Raw genomic sequence first — 17130 nt, forward strand, 5'->3', positions numbered from 1 at the left:
CCCGCGGCCCGCGGGACCCGGTCATACGGTGACGGCCGTGAATACCAGGCCGTCGGCCACCAGCCAGCGTCCGTCGAAATGCCGGACGGTGCGGCCGGCCACCTCGGGGCCGTCGACCAGGAGGCGGGCGTGGAACTCGCCGTCGGTGGTGGCCGGGCCAGGTTCCGGGTGGAACCGCAGTTCGGCCTGGGTGAAGTCGAGCCAGCGCCCGGTGAGCGGGAACCACGTCTTGTAGACGGACTCCTTGGCGCTGAAGAGGACCGTGTCCCAGTGCAGACCCGGCCTGGACCGGGCCAGCGTCCGGAGCCGGACGCGCTCGTGCGGGAGCGCCACCGCCTCCAGGACCCCCGGGGGGAGCGGGACGTGCGGTTCGGCGTCGATGCCGAGTCCCGTCAGATCGGTGGACCGGGCGGCGGCCGCCGCCCGGTAGCCGTCGCAGTGGGTGATGGCGCCGGCCACTCCCGGGGGCCACAGCGGCTCTCCGGAGCCGCCCACGGGGACGGGCCCGGCGGGCACCCCCAGGTGGTCCAGTGCGCGGCGGGCGCAGAGCCGTCCGGTGGCGAAGGTCCGTCTGCGTCCTTCGGAGGCGCGCGCCACGGCCGCCCGTTCCACGGGGTGGAGGCGAAAGACGGCGCCGGGCGGGTCCGCGTACTCCGCCGAACTGGCCACGCACGCGGGCAGGATCCGCTCGATCACTTCGTGCGCCCCCCGCCCGCGCGCTCCGCGTCCGCGTGTTCCGGTTGCGCGTGTTCCGGTTCGGCGTGTTCCGTGCCCGCCCGGCCGGGGCCCGCGAAGAGGCCTGCCACCGCGCCGAGGGCGGCCACCGCCGCGGTGGCGAGCAGGGCGTGCTGCATGCCCTCCAGGAACACGGTCCGGGAGATGTCCGTGAGGGTGGAGCGCGCAGCGTCCACGGTCCCGGGATCCGGTGCGAGGCCCACGGCCACGGCGCGTACGGCCGCGTCCAGGGCGCCGGGGGCGATCTCGACGCCCTGCGCGGCGAGGCGTCCGGGCAGGGCGGAAGCGGCGTGGGCGGCGACGAGGGCGCCCGCGGTGGCGGTGCCCAGGCTGCCGCCCACCTGCATGGCCGTCTGCTGCATGCCGCCGGCGACGCCCGACAGTTCGACCGGTGCGCTGCTGATGACGAGCTTGGTGGCGCCCACCATGACCGGGCTGAAGCCGAGCCCGAGCAGGAAGAAGCACAGCGTCGTCTCCAGCGTCCCGGACTGCGCGTCGAGACGGGACAGGGCGCACATGGCCGTTGCGGTCACCAGGAGCCCTGCGACCACCGGGGCCCGGGGCCCGGACCTGCTGATCCACATCGCCGCGAACGGCGCGCCGACGATCATCAGCAGGGTCAGCCCCAGGACGCGGACGCCCGACTCGGCCGGGGTCAGCCCGAGCACGTTCTGCAGGTAGAAGATCAGGACGAACGGCGCGCCGAACATCACGAAGGACATGGCGAGCATGGCCAGGACGCCGACGGTGAACCGGACCGACCGGAAGATGCGGGGCGGTACCAGCGGGTCGGCGGCGCGCCGCTCCCACCAGGTGAAGAAGGCGCCGAGGAGCAGCGCCGAGGCCAGCAGCGCCAGGGTGCGGGCGTCGGGCCGGCCCTGGTCGGCGACCGTGGCCAGGCCTCCGACGAACAGGCACAGCGCGGCGCCCAGGACGGCCATGCCGGTCAGGTCCAGGCGGCCGGCCGGCCGCTCGCCGCGTACGTCGCGCAGCACGGTGACGCCGAGGGCCAGGGCGACCGCGCCGAGCGGCACGTTCAGGAAGAACACCCAGCTCCACGAGGCGTGTTCGACGAGCAGGCCGCCGACGACGGGGCCGGCCGCGGTGGACGCGGCGATGACGGCGCTGCGCACGGCGATCGGCATGTTGAGCCGGTCGGCCGGGAAGGCGGTGCGCAGCAGGCCGAGGGTGGCGGGCTGCATCAGCGCGCCGAACACGCCCTGGAGGACGCGCAGTGCGATGACCCAGCCCAGGCTGCCGGAGGCGCCGATGGCCACCGAGGTGGCCGTGAAGCCGGCGGCGCCGATGAGGAAGACGGTGCGGTGGCCGTAGCGGTCTCCGAGCCTGCCGGCGGCGATGAGCAGGGCGGCGACGGCGAGCAGGTAGCCGTTCGTCACCCACTGGATGCCGGTCAGGCTCGCGTCGAGGTCGGCCTGCATGGCCGGCTGGGCGACGGTGACGATGGTGCCGTCGAGCGAGACCATCATGGCCCCGACCGACAGGGTCAGCAGGGTCAGCCAGGGGTGGCCCCGTACCCCGCGGCGCGGCGGGGAGGGCGGGCCGCCCTGCCCCTCCGCGGCCGCGGTGTGTCCGGTCACCCTGCTCATGTCAGGAGCTCACCCGGCTGTCCCGTGGCCGCCGCGGCGGTCGTCCGGCCGGCGCCGTCGCGCCCGACGGAGCCGCCGGGGCCGCCCGCGCCGTCCTCGGCGGGCTTCCAGCCGGGCGGGCCGAAGACGTAGCCGAGCTTGTGGCGCAGCGTGCTCGCGCCGCGCACGTCGCGGAACATGTTGCCGAACTCGTGGACCTGGATCTTCCAGATGGAGAAGGTCTCGATCTGCTTGGTCAGGCCGTACGTGGGGCGCTGCACCTCGGGCTGGAAGGTCCCGAAGATCCGGTCCCAGAGGATGAGGATGCTGCCGAAGTTCTTGTCCAGGTATTCCGGGTCGTTGCCGTGGTGGACACGGTGGTGCGAGGGCGTCACGAAGACGTACTCGAACCAGCGCGGCAGCTTTCCGATCTTCTCGGTGTGCGCGAAGAGCCCGTAGACGAGGTGGGCCGAGTGCATCGTGAAGACCAGCGCGGGGTGCACGCCGAGCAGCGGGAGCGGCAGCCAGATCATCTTCTCGAACCACTGGGCCCACTTGCGGCGCAGCGCGGTCGAGAGGTTGAAGTACTGGCTGGAGTGGTGCACCTGGTGGCCGGCCCAGATGAGCCGGATGCCGTGCGCGGCGCGGTGGTACCAGTAGAGGAGGAACTCCACGCCGAAGAAGAGGACGACCCACGTGGTCCAGGACGAGGACGACAGGTGCCAGGGCGCCACGTACTCGTACACGAGCAGGTAGAGCGCGAGCGCCACGGTCCGCAGCATGGTGGACGAGAACAGTGCGCCGAAGCCCGTGAGGATGCTCGCCCGGTGGTCCCGCAGGTCGTATCCGGGCCGCTCGTCGTGGTCGTCGCCGAACTTGATCGCCAACATCTCGATCACGATCAGCAACGCCATGGCGGGCAGGGCGTAGACCGCTGGATCGTGCAGCCGGTCTATGACCTTATCGAGCATCGCTCTCTCCTCGTTTCGACTTCCGCAAAAGCCTAAACACGCTCCCTAAAAAGCTCCCTAAAGCCCGCCTTAACTTGCACTCTCACCAGGACAAAACCCCTGCGGACAGAACTGTTTAGTGTCGTTTTAGCATGCCCCCGGTACGCTCGCCGTCGGCTTGGCAGGAAATCGCAATTTCCGGATCGTCGCCACTTTTTCGAGGAACTGGCCGCAATGATCCAGGAACGGGGTGCGAATGGGCGGGAACGGTCTCGCGGTCCGCATGGAGCGGCCGGCCCGCGGCGCCGGCCCGGTGCGCGTGCTCGCCCTGCACGGGCTGGCCGCGAGCGCGACCACCTGGACGGCCTTCGGGGAACACGCCTCGGACGACGTGGAGTTGTGGACGGCCGAGCTGCCGTGGGGAGTCGCCGGCCCGACCTCGTGGAGCCACCGCGGCGACCCCGCCGAGTGGATCGGCCGCGCCCTGGGCGCGGTCCCCGGCGGGGCCGACGTCCTGGTCGCGCACTCCTTCTCCGCCGTCCTCGCCGTCGAGCACCTCGCCCGCGCCCCGCACTCCGGACGGCCCCGCGCCCTGGTCGCCGTGTCGCCCTTCCACCGCCGGGACCCGGCCGACTTCCACTGGGACGACGCCGGCCACTACCTCGGCATCTTCCAGGAGGTGTTCGAGGAGGCGCTGGGCATCGCCTCGGCGCGCCGCCTGTCCCCGCAGACCCGCCGGGACATGGCCCTGCTCGTGCGCGACCGCGTCGGCCCGTACGGCTGGACGCGCTTCTGGGAGAGCTACCTGCGCAGCCCCTTCGTCGACCTCGGCGGCCTCGACCTGCCGGTGCTCGTCGTGGCCGGGGAGCAGGACCGCTTCGCGCCGCCGCCGGAGGCCGGGCTGCTGGCGGCCGCACTGCCGCAAGGACGCCTCGAACTGCTGCGGGACTGCGGGCACTTCCCGATGACCGAGCGGCCCGGGCCGTTCGCCGACGCCGTCCGCCGGCTGATCGCCGGGTCGGCCGCGCAGCCGTATGCGGCTCCCACGAGAGTGAGTTGACCCTTGCGCCCCTCTGCCACCCCCGACGTCTTCGTGACCGGAATCGGCGCCGTCAGCTGCCTCGGCGCCACCGCGGACGCGTTCTGGACCGGGCTGAAGGCCGCCGCCTCGCGGCCCACCCCCGTACCGGGCCTGACCGAGCACGTGCCCGACGTACTCGCCTACCAGGTGCCCGACGACGGGACCGCCGCGGCGGACGCGTCGCCCGGCGCCCTGGGCCGTGCCGCGCGCTTCGCGCTGACCGCCGCCCGTGAGGCGGTCACCGACGCCGGCCTGGGCGCGCACGAGGTCGCGGAAGCCGCCGTGGTGATCGGAACCGCCGTCGGCGAGAGCGGGGGGCGCGAGGGTGGCCACGACGGCGAGGGCGCCGGGGACGGGACCCCTGAACCGGCGGCAGGGTCCTGGGAGCCCATGTTCTCCGTCGCGTCCGCGGTCGGCGCCGAACTCGCCACCTTCGGGCCGAACATCAGCGTGAGCAACGCCTGCGCCGCGAGCGGCTACGCGCTGTCCGTCGCCGTGGACCTGATCCGCCGCGGCGAGGCCGACACCGTGCTGCTCGGGGGTGCGGAGGGCATCGCCCGGGTGCCCCTGGCCAGCTTCAGCCGGCTGGGCGCGGCCGACCCCGAGACCTGCCGGCCCTTCGACGCCGGCCGCCGGGGGACCGTCTTCGGTGAGGGGGCCGCCGTACTGGTCCTGCAGTCCGCCCGGGCCGCGGCCGGCCGACCCGTCTACGGCAGGGTGCTGGGGACCGCGTGGAGCTGCGACGCCCACCACCCCACCGCGCCCGACCCCGGCGGCGAGCAGCTGGTACGGGTGGCCCGCGCGGCCCTGGAGGAGGCCGGGCGCGGCCCCGGCGACGTCGGGTGCGTCGTCCCGCACGGCACCGGCACCCGGCAGAACGACGTGGTCGAGTACCAGGTCCTGCGGGAGGTCCTCGGCGACCGCGCCGCGCACACCCCGCTGTTCAGCCTGAAGGCCTTCATCGGCCACACCGCCGGCGCCGCGGCCGCATTCGCCGCCGTGTCCGCGGCGCTGATGGTCCGGCACGGGGAGATCCCGGCGAACATCGCGCTCGCGCGGCAGGACCCGGAGTGCCCGGTCTGGCTGCCGCAGGACGGACCGACCGCGCTGCGGCAGCCGAACGTACTGGTCAACGCGTACGCGTTCGGCGGCAGCAACTTCACGATGGTGTTCGGGGGCGGGTCGCGGTGACGGTTCGTGTCGTGGTGGCCGAGTCCGTCGTCCACGGTGCGGGACTGGTCCTGCCGCCGGAGGGGACCGGCCCGGCGGAGTCGTGGTTCGACCACCGGGCACGGCTCGGCCGCGGGTACAAGTACCTGCCGCCCGCCTGCCAGTACCTGCTCGCGGCGGCCCGGACGGCCCTGGAGGACTGCGGCCCGGAGGCGGACCCGCTCGCCGCGGCCCCGGAGCTGCGCGGCGCCGTCGTCGGCACCAACAGCGCCGTGGCGGCCCTGCACGCGGCCATCGACGAGACCGTCCGCCGCGAGGGGGCCTCCGCGCTGAGCCCGATGAGCGTGCCGTACTTCGCGGTGAACCTCGTCGCAGGCCGCCTGTCGACCGAGCACGTGCTCAAGGGCTTCAACCTGACCGTGACCTCGCCGCGGGTGGCCGGCGTCGAGGCCCTGCACCTGGCCGCCCTCGAACTGGCCGCGGGCCGCGCCGCCGTGACCCTGGCCGGGGCCGCCGAGGCCCCCGACCCGCGGGCCGCAGACGCCGAACCGGAAGCGGGAGCGGCGCTGTTCGTGCTCCGCCCGGGCGGCGGGCCCGTACCGGCCGGCGGCCGGGTACTGCGGACCGTACTGCGCTTCGTCCCGCCGCCGGCCCTGGCCGCCGCGGAAGGCCGCCGGCTCGCCCGGGACTCCGTACGGCGGGCCCTGGACGCGCTGCACTCGGGCGGGCCCGCCCCGGACGAGGTCGAGCTGCTGGCCGACCCCTCGCCCGTCGGTGACGCCGTCGCCGACGCCCTGCGCTCCTGGTGCGCCGACCGCGCACCGGTGTCCACGCGCCGGTCCGGGGCGCGGGCCGGGGCCCTGACCCCGGTGGTCCGGCTGGCCGCACGCCCCCTCCCGGCGGGCGCCGGCCGCCGGCTCGTCGTCACCGCCTCCCGCGCGGGCAACGTCGCGCTCGCCACGGCACACACCCCCGAACACACCGACTGAGAGGTACGCATGCTGACTTCCCTCAAGGGCTCCTGGTGCCTGATCCTGGGCGCCTCCAGCGGCATGGGCCGGGCCACCGCCCTGGCCATGGCCAAGGAGGGCGCCAACATCTTCGGCGTCCACTTCGGCACGGCGGCCCAGCAGGAAGAGGCCGACGAGCTGGTGGCCGAGCTGCGCGCCACGGGCGTGCAGGTGTCCTTCCACAACTGCAACGCCGCCAGCAAGCAGACCCGCGCCGAACTCGTCCCGGTCCTCAAGGAGCTGACCGGGCCCGAGGGCGTACGGGTGCTGCTGCACTCCCTCGCCTTCGGCAGCCTGCTGCCCTTCCTCCCGCAGGAGGGCCAGGAGGACGTCATCACCCCGCGCCAGATGGACATGACCGTCGACGTCATGGGCCACAGCCTCGTGTACTGGGTGCGCGACCTGTACGTGGCCGGGCTGCTGCCGCGCGGCGCCAAGGTGTTCGCGCTCACCAGCCGCGGCGACGGCCGGGTGATGCCCAGCTACGGCGCCGTCTCCGCCGCCAAGTCCGCCCTGGCCTCGCACGTGCGCCAGCTCGCCGTCGAACTGGCGCCCGCCGGCGTCTCGGTGAACGCCCTGCGCGCCGGCCTGACCCTCACCCCGGCGCTGCTGCGCATCCCCGGCAGCGAGGGACTGGCCCGGTACGCGACGGACTCCAACCCGCACGGCCGCCTGACGGTCCCCGAGGACGTCGCCGAGGCCGTCGTCATGCTCTCGGCCACCGACTCGTCGTGGATGACCGGCAACGTCATCGACGTCGACGGCGGCGAAGGCCTCGTCTGACCCCTCCCCCGCACGACCCGCACACCCACCCCAGGAGAGAACGATCATGCCCGAGCAGACCACCAGCGCCGCCGCCGTACTGGACACCGAGGACCTGCGCTCCACCATCGCGGAGATCCTGGACGTCGACCCCTCCGAGGTGACCGACACCGCCGACTTCAAGGAGGACCTCGACGTCGACTCCCTGCTGGCGCTGGAGATCCTCGTCACCCTGGAGCGCAAGTACCAGGTGAAGATGGAGGAGTCGAACCTCCAGCTGATGCGGTCCTTCAAGGTCGTCCACGACCTGCTGGCCGAGAAGCTCGCCGCCTGATGCCGCACGACACGCGCAAGGTCGCGGTCGTCACCGGCGGGTCGCGCGGCATCGGCCGGGCCGTCGTGGAGCGGTTCCTCTCCGACGGGTACGACGTCGGCTACTGCTACCGCTCCCGGCCCGCCGACGCCGACGCCGTCGAGCGCCTCGCCGCCGAGCACGGCGGCCGGGTCTTCGACGCGTCCGTGGACGTGACCGACGCCGACGCCGTACGCGGCTTCCTGGAGCGGACGCAGGAACGGCTCGGGGAGATCGACGCACTCGTCACCAGCGCGGGCATCGTCCACGACGGACCGCTGGTGACGATGGACCAGGCCGCCTGGAACAGCGTCATCGACACCAACCTGACCGGCACCTACAACGTGTGCCGGGCCGCCGTCTTCACCCTCATGAAGCAGGGCCGGGGAAGCATCGTCACCGTGTCGTCCGTGGCGGGCGTCCGCGGCAGCGCCACGCAGGCCAACTACGCGGCCTCCAAGGCCGGGATCATCGGCTTCACCAAGTCGCTGTCCAAGGAAGTGGCCCGCTTCGGCATCCGCGCCAACGTGGTGGCGCCCGGCCTGATCGCGACCGACATGACCGACGGCATGACGGCGAAGGCCCGCGACGGCGTCATCGCCACGATCCCGCTGCGCCGGATCGGCACCGCGTGGGAGGTGGCCGACACCGTGGCGTTCCTCGCGTCGGAGCGCGCCGCCTACATCACGGGACAGGTGATCCGGGTCGATGGCGGCATCAGCAACTGAGGGAGCGCGGTGATGGCAGCGATGGCAGCGCAGACGGGGCCCGCACGGGTCGTCGTGACCGGGCTCGGCGTGCTCACGCCGATCGGCACGACCGTGGCGGGCTTCTGGGACGCCGCGGTCCGCGGAGTGGTGGGCACGGGCCCGCTGACCCGTCCCGACGCGGCCGACTTCCCGGCCGCGCTGGCCGGCGAGGTCGCCGGCTTCGACGCGCCGCGGGCCGGCGGCGAGCGCAGCCTGGCGCTCGCCAGGGCCGCGGCCGCCGCGGCGGCGGCCGACGCGGGGATCCACCGGTGGACCGGCGACCCGTACCGGGCCGGCGTCTGCCTGGGCACGCTCCTGGGCAGCCGCGCCGGGCTCGAACCGGCCGTGACCGGCTTCCACCGCGCAGCGGACGCCCACGGGGCGCCGTACCCGGGGCCGCGGGCGGCGCCGGACCTCACGGACGCGGTGGCCCGCGAACTGGGCTTCCTCGGACCGGGCCTGGCCGTGGCCACGGCCTGCGCCTCGGGCAACAGCGCGCTCGCCCACGCCGCGGACACCATCCGGGCGGGCCGCGCCGACGTGATGATCGCCGGCGGTGTCGACGAACTGTCCAGCGGCATCATGATGATGTTCTCCAGCCTGCGCTCGCTGGCCCCCGACTTCCTGCGGCCCTTCGACCGCGACCGCGCGGGGCTCATCGTCTCGGAGGGGGCCGCCGCCCTGGTCCTGGAGTCCTACGAGCACGCCCGGCGGCGCGGCGCGCACGTCCACGCCGAACTGGCGGGCTGGGCCTCGGCGTCGGACGCCCACCACATGACGGCCCCGCACCCGCAGGGCAGCGGCGCCCGCCGTTCCATGCTGCGGGCCCTGAAGTCCGCCGGGATCTCCCCCGACCGCGTCGACCACGTCAGCGCCCACGGCACCGGCACCCCCTCCAACGACCGCGTCGAGGCGCAGGCCCTGCGGGAGGTCTTCGGGCCCCGCACACCCGCCGTGACCTCGCTGAAGGGGGCCCTCGGGCACACCCAGGGCGCGGCCAGCGCCATCGAGGCGGTCGCGTGCGTCCTGGCGCTGCGCGACGGGGTGGTCCCGCCCACGGCCAACCTGGTCGAACTGGACCCGGAGTGCGACGTCGACGTCGTGCGCGGCCGGGCGCGCGAGATGCCGGTGCGGGTCGCCGTCAACAACGCCTTCGGCTTCGGGGGCAACACCGCATGCACCGTCTTCACCCGCCCGAGCACAGCAGGGAGCGCACGATGAGCCCCACGGCCGCCGTCACCGGCATCGCCCTGGCCAGTCCGCTCGGCGGCAGCCTCGACGCGACCTGGGAGGCGCTCCTGGCCGGGCGGACCGGCTTCACACCGTGCACCGCCACCGACGGCCTGTACCCGGGCGACGCCAAGGCCACGGCCGGCGCGCTCGCCGACGACCTGCCGGACGTGCCGGCCTTCGGCCGCAAGCGGCTGCGCGCGCTCAGCCGCGAGTCCCTGCTGGTCTCCCGGGTCGGGATGCTCGCCTGGCAGGACGCCGGATTCGGGCCGGGGAAGGCCCCGGACCCGGAGGAGACCGCCGTCGTCCTGGGCACCGCCGCCGGCGGCCTGACGGGCTACCTCCAGGTGATGCGCGACGGCCTGACCCTCGGCCCGGAGCTGGTCAGCCCGTACGCGGGCCCGCAGGGCAGCCTGAACGCCGCGGCCTCGGACCTGTCCATCGCCGCCGGCGCGCAGGGCAGCATCGTCACCGTCACGGCCGGCCGCTGCTCCGGGGCGCACGCGCTGACCGTCGCCGCCGACTACGTCCGTACGGGGCAGGCGCAGGCCGTGCTCGTGGCGGCCGTGGACGTACTGGACCCGCTGCGGCTGGCCGCCGGTGAACGGGCGGGCACGCCACGGCCGTTCGGCGCGGACCGGGCCGGCGCCCCGCCCGGCGAGGCGGCCGTGGTGCTCGTCGTCGAGGACGCCGCACGGGCGCGGGCCCGGGGTGCCCGGGTGCACGCCGAGATCGCGGGCGTGAGCGCCCTTCGGGGCGGCGCCGACGGCGCGAGCGCCGCCGCTCCCGCTTTCGCGGCGGCCCTGGCCGAGGCCGGCGTCGCGGCCGGGGACCTCTCCCTCGTCTGTTCCTCCGCCGCCGGCGACCCGCTCACCGACCGCGCCGAGGCCTTCGCCGTGCACGGGGCCGTCGGATCCGGCACCCCCGTGCACAGCCCCTTCGGCGCCCTCGGGGACTGCGCGGGCGCCACCGCCCTGCTCCAGGTCGCGCTGACCGCGCGGGCCCTGGCCGACCGGTGCGCCCCGCCCACCGCGGGCCGGGGGGCCGCGGATCCGGACCTGCCCGCCGTCGCCATCTCGGACGGCCCGCGGGACCTGGCGGGCGGGCCCGCGCTGGTCCTGACGACCGACACCTACGGCCAGGCCTCGGCCGTGGTGCTGCGCACCCCGTAGGCCGAGTCCCGCCGGTCCGCCCGGCCCCGCGTACCAGAACCCATGAACGAACCAGGGAGAACCGGAGCTCCGGCCCCCTGCCGTACGGAGGTAGGAAGTGCATCACGACCCGGCTGAGCTGATCGCCATCGTGGGGATGGCGGGGCGATTCCCCGAGGCTCCCGACACGGACCGGTTCTGGGACCTGCTCATGGACCGCGGCGACGCGATCCGCCCCATCCCTTCGGCCCGTTGGAAGACCGACCAGCCACTGGACCCGGAGAAGGAGATCCAGGGCCACGGCGGCTTCCTCGAGGGCATCGACGAGTTCGACGCGGCGTTCTTCGGCGTCTCGCCGCGCGAGGCGGAGGTCCTCGACCCCCAGCAGCGGCTGATGCTGGAGACGAGCTGGCTGGCGCTCGAGGACGCCGGAGTGCCCACCGCGAGCCTGAGCGGCACCCGGACCGGCGTCTACTTCGGCGGACTGTGGCAGGACTACGAGCGGCTGCGCGAGGACCGCGGCGCCCGCCCGACCCAGCACTCCATATCCGGCAACGCCCTCGACATGCTGTCCGCGCGGATCTCCTACTTCCTCGGTCTCACCGGTCCCAGCCTGACCCTGGAGACCGGCTGCTCCTCCTCCCTCGTCGCCCTGCACCTGGCCTGCCAGGCGATCCGGGCCGGCGACGTCGACGGCGCGCTGGTCGGCGCGGCCAACCTGATGCTGACCCCGGACGTGACCATCGGCCTCACCCACTTCGGCGGTCTCTCCCCCAAGGGCCGGTGCAGCGCCTTCGGCGCCGGCGCGGACGGCTTCGTACGCGGTGAGGGCGTGGCCGCCGTCTACCTCAAGACCCTGGAGCGGGCCCGCCGGGACGGGGACCGCGTGCACGCCGTGATCGTGCGCACCGCCTCGAACAACGACGGCGGCGGCACCAGCCTGGTGACGCCCAGCCTGGCCGGCCAGGAGGACCTGCTGCGCCGCGTCTACACCGACTCCGGCATCCCCGTCGCCCGGGTCGCGTACGTGGAGGCGCACGGCACCGGCACCCGGGCGGGCGACCCGGTCGAGGCGACCGCGCTGGGCAGGGTGCTGGGGCAGGCACCCGAGCGGGCGGGCCGGCCGCTCGGCATCGGGTCGGTGAAGACGAACATCGGGCACCTCGAACCGGTGGCCGCGCTCGCCGGGCTCTTCAAGGCGGTGCTCTCGCTGAAGAACGGCGTCGTGCCGCCCAGCCTGCACTCCGCCGAGCTCAACCCGGACATCCCCTTCGGCGAACTGGGCCTGGAGGTCGTACGGGAGCCGCTGGCGCTGCCCGCGGACGGCGGCCCGGTCTACCTGGGCGTCAGCTCCTTCGGCTGGGGCGGCACCAACGCCCACGCCGTGATCACCGCGGCCCCGCCGGCCAGCGGGGCGGCGGACGGGGCCGCGCCGCAGGACCGCGGCCGGGCGCCCTTCGTCCTGCCGCTCAGCGCCCACAGCCAGGCGGCCCTCGTCCAGCGCGCCCGCGACGTGCGCGAGGCCCTGGACGCCCCCGGCGCCGACCCGCGGGAGATCGCCGCCACCCTCGGCTGGCAGCGCGACCAGTTCCCCTTCCGGGCGGGCCTCGTCGCCACGGACGGAGACGGCCTGCGCGCCGCGCTCGACGCCTACGCCGCCGACCCGGAGGCCACCTCGTCGGGCACCGTCGGCGGCCGGGCCCGCGACCGCGGCCGTACCGCCTTCGTCTTCCCCGGCCAGGGCTCGCAGTGGGCCGCCATGGGCGCCCGGCTGTACGCCGAGGACCCGGCGTTCGCCGCGGTGATCGACCGGTGCGCCGCGGCGCTCGCCCCGCACACCGACTGGTCCCTGACCGAGGTGCTCACCGGCCGCGACGGCGACGCCTGGATGGGCCGCGTCGACATCGTCCAGCCGGTGCTGTGGGCGGTCTCCGTCGCCCTGGCCGCCGCCTGGCGCACGGCCGGCGTGGAACCGGACGTCGTCGTCGGACACAGCCAGGGCGAGATCGCCGCCGCCACCGTGGCCGGGATCCTCTCCCTGGAGGACGCCGCCCTCGTCGTGGCCCGGCGCAGCGCCGTCCTGCTGCGCACCGCCGCCGGCACCGGTCGGATGCTCGCCGTCGACCTCGACGCCGACGCGGCAACCGCCGCCCTGGAGGGCTTCGAGGACTGCGTGGCGCTCGCCGTGCACAACGGCCCCAGCTCCTGCGTGCTCTCCGGCGACGGCGACTCGGTACTGCTGCTGAAGGAACTCCTGGAGGCGGACGGCACGTACTGCCGTCTGATCAACGTGGACTACGCCTCCCACAGCCCGCTCATGCTCGACCTGACCGACGAACTGCACGAGGTGCTCGCCCCGGTCCGGCCCGGCGAGGGCTCGATCCGCCTCATGTCCACGGTGCGCGCCGCGGAGCTGGCCGGCCCGGAGATGGACGGCTCCTACTGGGTGGAGAACCTGTGCCGCCCGGTGCGCTTCGCGCAGGCCCTGGACGCGCTCCTCGACGAGGGCGTCACCCATGTCGTGGAGGTCAGCGCGCACCCGGTGCTGGTGCCGGCGCTGGAGCAGATCGGCGCGCTGCGCAAGGAGCCGCCGGCCGTGCTGGGCACCCTGCACCGCGACCGCGGCGCCCCCGAGGACCTCGCCGAGAGCTTCGCGCAGGGCCACGTGGCGGGCCTGACGGCGTACGGGCCGCGCCCGACGTCGCGCGACGCGGGCGTGCCCGCCTACCCGTGGCAGCGCGAGAGCTACTGGGTCGGGGCGCCGCAACGCGGAGCGGGCCGTTCGGCCGCGTTCGCCTTCCCGCTCGTCCCGCTGCCCACCGAGGCCGGCACCTGGCACGGCACCACCGAGATCGGCACCGGATCCCACCCCTGGCTCGCCGACCACCAGGTGCACGACGCCGTCGTCGTGCCCGCCGCGGCCTCGATCGAGCTGTGTCTGGGCACGGCGGCCGCCCGTACCGGCGGTGTCCCGCAGTCGCTGCGCGGCCTGTCCTTCCTCAGCGACATGACCCTCGCGGACGGCGGGCTGCACCTGGGCGGCGTCTGGCGGGAGGACGCCGGCGAGGGCGCCGGTCTGGAGGTGCTGTCGCTGCCCGACGGCGCCGACGGCTGGACCCGGCACATGACGGCGCACGCCTCCTACCGCGCCGAGCAGGCGGCCCCGCCGGTCTTCCCCACCGACCTGCTGAGGCAACCGGCCGTCGACGGGGCCTCGTTCTACCGCTCCTGCACCGCCCGCGGCCTGCGGTACGGCCCGGCCTTCCAGGGCGTCGGCGAACTGCGCGTGCACGGCGACGAGGCCCTCGGCCGGGTGACCCTGGCCGAGCAGTGCCGGCCCGGCGCCCGCCGGTTCGTCCTCCACCCGGCCCTGTGGGACGGGGCGTTCCAGGTCTCCCTCGCGCTGTGCGCCCACGAGGACACCGTGGTGCCCGTCGCGATCGAGCGGCTCGCGCTGCTGCCGGGGCGGCCCTCGGACCTGACCGAGCTGTGGGTGCACGCGGTGCGCCGCCCCGACGGGCACTTCGACCTGGCCCTGTACGGGCCGGACCGCCAGCCGGTGGCCCGCGTGAGCGGGCTGGAGCTGCGCCGCCTGCGCAGCGGCGAGCGGTCCGGGCCGGCCCCCGAGCGCGTGCACCGGTTCGGCTTCCACGAACGCCCGTACGCGGAACCGGCAGCCGGCGCGGAGCAGGGGCCCTGGCTGGTGTGCGGCCCGGACTCGGCCCGCACCACCGCCGTCGAACTGGCCGGCGCGCTCGGCGGGACCGCCGTGACGCTGCCGCGGGCCTGGGCCGACGGGACACAGGCCTGGGCCGAGGCGTTGCGGGCCGCCGACGGCGGGGAGGTCGTGTTCGTCGCCCCGGACCGGGCGGCGGGCGAGGAGGAGCAGCGGGCGGGCCTGGAGGCACTCGGCGCGCTCGCCGGGGCCTGCGCGGACCGGCCCGTGGCGCCCCGCCTGACGGTGCTGACCACGCGGGCCCAGGCGGCGTCGGCCACCGAGGCGCCCGATCCGGGAGCGGCCCTGTACTGGGGCTTCGTACGGGTGGTGCAGGGCGAGCACCCGGGGCTGGCGGCGCGGCTGGTGGACACCGCGGGTGACGACGGGTGGACGGCCGGCGTCGTGCGGGAACTGCTGGACGCCGAGCGCGAGGACCAGGTCCTCAGCCGCGGGGAGCGGCGCCTGGCGGGCCGGCTGGAGCGCGGCGGGCACCGCCCGGACGACTCCGCCGCGCCGCTGCCGTACACGGGCCGCCAGCCGTTCCGGCTGCACCCGGGCCCGCGGCCCGGACTGTGGGAGTCCCTGCGCTACCTGCCGCTGGTGCGCCGGCGGCCGGGGCCGGGCGAGATCGAGATCGAGGTGGACGCGGCCTCCCTCAACTTCATCGACGTGATGAAGGCCGTGGGCACCTACCCCGACGAGGCCGGCGGCAAGGAGCTGCTCGGCGGGGACTGCTCCGGCCGGGTCGTCTCGGTGGGCCCCGGCACGGCCGGGTTCCGCGTCGGCGACCGGGTGGTGGCGTGCGTCTTCGGCGCGATCGTCTCGCACGTGACCGTCCGCGCCGACCACGCACGGCCGGTGCCGGAGGAGATGACGCAGGAGGACGCCGCCGCGCTGCCGCTGGTCCTGGCGACCGCCTGGTACGCGCTGCACGACCTGGCCCGCACGGAGCCGGGCGAGACCGTCCTGGTCCACTCGGCGGCCGGCGGTCTGGGGCTGGCCGCCGTCCAGGTGGCCCGGATGCTGGGCGCCGAGGTCATCGCGACGGCGGGCAGCGCCGCCAAGCGCGCCTACCTGCGGGAACTGGGCGTCGAGCACGTCTTCGACTCGCGCGACCTGTCCTGGGCGGACGCCGTGCTGGAGCGCACGGGCGGCCGGGGCGTCGACGTCGTCCTCAACTCGCTGACCGGCGCCGCCATCGCGCGCGGCCTGGAGGTGCTCGCCGAGGACGGCCGGTTCGTCGAGGTCGGCAAGAAGGACATCCACGGCGAGCGCACCCTGGGCCTCGCCCCCTTCCGCAAGGGCGTCAGCTTCGCGGCGGTGGACCTGGAGGGGCTCGTCATGCGGCGGCCCCAGCGGTTCGCCCGCCTCTTCCGCGCGGTCTGGGACGAGGTGGAGGCGGGCCGGCTCACGGCCCTGCCCGTCACCCAGTACACCTTCGACAACGCGGCCGAGGCGCTGCGGGCCATGTCGCACGGCGACCACATCGGCAAGTTCGTGCTGTACGGACCGCAGAGCGTCGAGCGGGTGGTGGCGGACCCGCTGCCGTACGGCCGGTTCCGCGCCGACGGCACGTACCTGATCACCGGCGGTCTGGGCGACCTCGGACTCTCCCTGGCCGAGCACCTGGTGGAGCGCGGGGCCACCGCCCTGGCCCTGCTGGGCCGTTCGGAGCCCTCCCCGCAGGCCGCGGACCGCCTCGCGGCGCTGCGCGCGGCCGGCGCACGGGTCTCGGTGGTGCACGCGGACGTCGCCGACGCCACCTCCCTGGACCTGGCGCTCGCCCGGGTGCGGGCCGAACTCCCTGCGCTGCGCGGCGTGTTCCACGCGGCGGGTGTCCTCTCCGACGCCGTCGTGCGCAACCTCGACGCGGCGGACGTGGCCCGTGTGCTGGCGCCGAAGGTCGACGGCGCCGCCGAACTGGACCGGCTGACGGCGGACGATCCGCTGGACCTCTTCGTGCTGTTCTCCTCGGCCGCCGGTCTCGTCGGCAACGTCGGCCAGTCCGCCTACGCGGCGGCCAACACCTACATGGACGCGCTGGCCGTGGCCCGGCGGGCCGCGGGCCGGCCCGCCCTCAGCGTCCAGTGGGGCACCTTCGACGGCATCGGCCTGGCGGCCCGGTCCGCCGAGCGCGGCGAGCGCCTCGCGGACCGCGGCATGGACGGCTTCGAGGCCGCCGAGGCCTGGCGGGCGCTGGAGTCCTTCCTCGCGGACGGCGAGAGCGTCGTGGGGTACGTGGCCCTGGACCCGCGCCGCTGGTTCGAGACGTACCCGGCGGCGGCGGGCCTGCCCAGCTGGAGCCTGCTGCGCACGACGAGGGAGCCGGGCGCCGGCTCGGGCGGCGACTTCCGCCAGTTGCTGGGCGGCTGTCCCGAGGAGGAGCGGCACGCGGTGGTCGAGGAGCGCGTACGGCAGCTCGCCGGCCGGGTGCTGCGGCTGTCGGCTGACTCCATCGACCGTGAGACGCCGCTGAAGTCGCTCGGCCTGGACTCGCTGATGAGCCTGGAGCTGCGCAACCGGCTGGAGGCCGATCTGGGGCTGCGGCTGTCGCCGACGCTCCTGTGGACGTACGGGGCGCTGCGGCCGCTGGCCGGCGCGCTGGTGGAGCGGCTCGCGGAACAGGAGGCCTGACG

The 17130-nt window shown here is 75.2% G+C and carries 12 protein-coding genes; 9 read left to right on the forward strand and 3 right to left on the reverse strand.

What is annotated here, in order from left to right; genetic code table 11:
- Positions 1-21: 21 nt before the first annotated feature.
- From IG86_RS0119915 to IG86_RS0119925, 3 genes are read right to left on the reverse strand one after another with little or no spacing between them, the layout of a single operon-like run.
- Positions 22-696: a 4'-phosphopantetheinyl transferase family protein gene (locus IG86_RS0119915; RefSeq protein WP_030827259.1), complete on the reverse strand. Its 675-nt coding sequence runs from the start codon at positions 694-696 to the stop codon at positions 22-24.
- Entirely contained in the window at positions 693-2342 is a 1650-nt protein-coding gene (locus tag IG86_RS0119920; RefSeq protein WP_078848150.1) for an MFS transporter, read from the reverse strand. Before IG86_RS0119920 ends, IG86_RS0119915 begins: the two co-directional genes overlap by 4 nt.
- Entirely contained in the window at positions 2339-3292 is a 954-nt protein-coding gene (locus IG86_RS0119925) for a sterol desaturase family protein (protein WP_063761547.1), read from the reverse strand. Before IG86_RS0119925 ends, IG86_RS0119920 begins: the two co-directional genes overlap by 4 nt.
- A gap of 235 nt (positions 3293-3527) precedes the next feature.
- On the opposite strand from IG86_RS0119925, the gene IG86_RS38870 reads away from it, so the two are divergent.
- The 9 genes from IG86_RS38870 to IG86_RS0119970 all read left to right on the forward strand — a co-directional run bounded on the left by IG86_RS38870 (position 3528) and on the right by IG86_RS0119970 (position 17128).
- Positions 3528-4331 carry an alpha/beta fold hydrolase gene (locus tag IG86_RS38870; RefSeq protein WP_051785285.1) on the forward strand — a complete coding sequence of 268 codons (804 nt, stop codon included), beginning with the start codon at positions 3528-3530 and terminating at the stop codon, positions 4329-4331.
- A 3-nt stretch (positions 4332-4334) separates the two neighbouring features.
- A complete protein-coding gene (locus tag IG86_RS0119935; protein ID WP_030898397.1) occupies positions 4335-5543 on the forward strand; it encodes a beta-ketoacyl-[acyl-carrier-protein] synthase family protein in 1209 nt (402 codons plus the stop codon).
- An 11-nt stretch (positions 5544-5554) separates the two neighbouring features.
- A complete protein-coding gene (locus IG86_RS0119940; RefSeq protein WP_045936445.1) occupies positions 5555-6511 on the forward strand; it encodes a beta-ketoacyl synthase N-terminal-like domain-containing protein in 957 nt (318 codons plus the stop codon).
- Positions 6512-6520: 9 nt separating this feature from the next.
- Positions 6521-7315, forward strand: a complete 795-nt coding sequence (locus IG86_RS0119945; protein WP_030827246.1) for an SDR family oxidoreductase — start codon at positions 6521-6523, stop codon at positions 7313-7315.
- 46 nt (positions 7316-7361) lie between these two features.
- A complete protein-coding gene (locus IG86_RS0119950; protein WP_030649165.1) occupies positions 7362-7628 on the forward strand; it encodes an acyl carrier protein in 267 nt (88 codons plus the stop codon).
- Positions 7628-8374 (forward strand): 3-oxoacyl-ACP reductase FabG, encoded by a 747-nt coding sequence (fabG, locus tag IG86_RS0119955; RefSeq protein ID WP_030827243.1) that lies wholly within the window; start codon positions 7628-7630, stop codon positions 8372-8374. Before IG86_RS0119950 ends, fabG begins: the two co-directional genes overlap by 1 nt.
- 12 nt (positions 8375-8386) lie before the next feature.
- Positions 8387-9616: a beta-ketoacyl-[acyl-carrier-protein] synthase family protein gene (locus IG86_RS0119960; RefSeq protein WP_030827241.1), complete on the forward strand. Its 1230-nt coding sequence runs from the start codon at positions 8387-8389 to the stop codon at positions 9614-9616.
- Complete coding sequence (locus IG86_RS0119965; protein ID WP_030827237.1) at positions 9613-10797, forward strand: beta-ketoacyl synthase N-terminal-like domain-containing protein; 1185 nt, start codon at positions 9613-9615, stop codon at positions 10795-10797. Before IG86_RS0119960 ends, IG86_RS0119965 begins: the two co-directional genes overlap by 4 nt.
- 97 nt (positions 10798-10894) lie before the next feature.
- Positions 10895-17128, forward strand: a complete 6234-nt coding sequence (locus tag IG86_RS0119970) for a type I polyketide synthase (RefSeq protein ID WP_030898402.1) — start codon at positions 10895-10897, stop codon at positions 17126-17128.
- Positions 17129-17130 lie beyond the last annotated feature (2 nt).

The sequence above is a fragment of the Streptomyces virginiae genome (assembly GCF_000720455.1).
Classification (GTDB): Bacteria; Actinomycetota; Actinomycetes; order Streptomycetales; family Streptomycetaceae; genus Streptomyces; species Streptomyces virginiae.

Bases quoted from the DNA above. Each gene is read 5' to 3' on its own strand.
- IG86_RS0119920 (WP_078848150.1), bottom strand. From the start codon at position 2,342: ATGAGCAGGGTGACCGGACACACCGCGGCCGCGGAGGGGCAGGGCGGC.
- IG86_RS0119925 (WP_063761547.1), bottom strand. From the start codon at position 3,292: ATGCTCGATAAGGTCATAGACCGGCTGCACGATCCAGCGGTCTACGCC.
- IG86_RS38870 (WP_051785285.1), top strand. From the start codon at position 3,528: ATGGGCGGGAACGGTCTCGCGGTCCGCATGGAGCGGCCGGCCCGCGGC.
- IG86_RS0119945 (WP_030827246.1), top strand. From the start codon at position 6,521: ATGCTGACTTCCCTCAAGGGCTCCTGGTGCCTGATCCTGGGCGCCTCC.
- IG86_RS0119950 (WP_030649165.1), top strand. From the start codon at position 7,362: ATGCCCGAGCAGACCACCAGCGCCGCCGCCGTACTGGACACCGAGGAC.
- fabG (WP_030827243.1), top strand. From the start codon at position 7,628: ATGCCGCACGACACGCGCAAGGTCGCGGTCGTCACCGGCGGGTCGCGC.
- IG86_RS0119960 (WP_030827241.1), top strand. From the start codon at position 8,387: ATGGCAGCGATGGCAGCGCAGACGGGGCCCGCACGGGTCGTCGTGACC.
- IG86_RS0119965 (WP_030827237.1), top strand. From the start codon at position 9,613: ATGAGCCCCACGGCCGCCGTCACCGGCATCGCCCTGGCCAGTCCGCTC.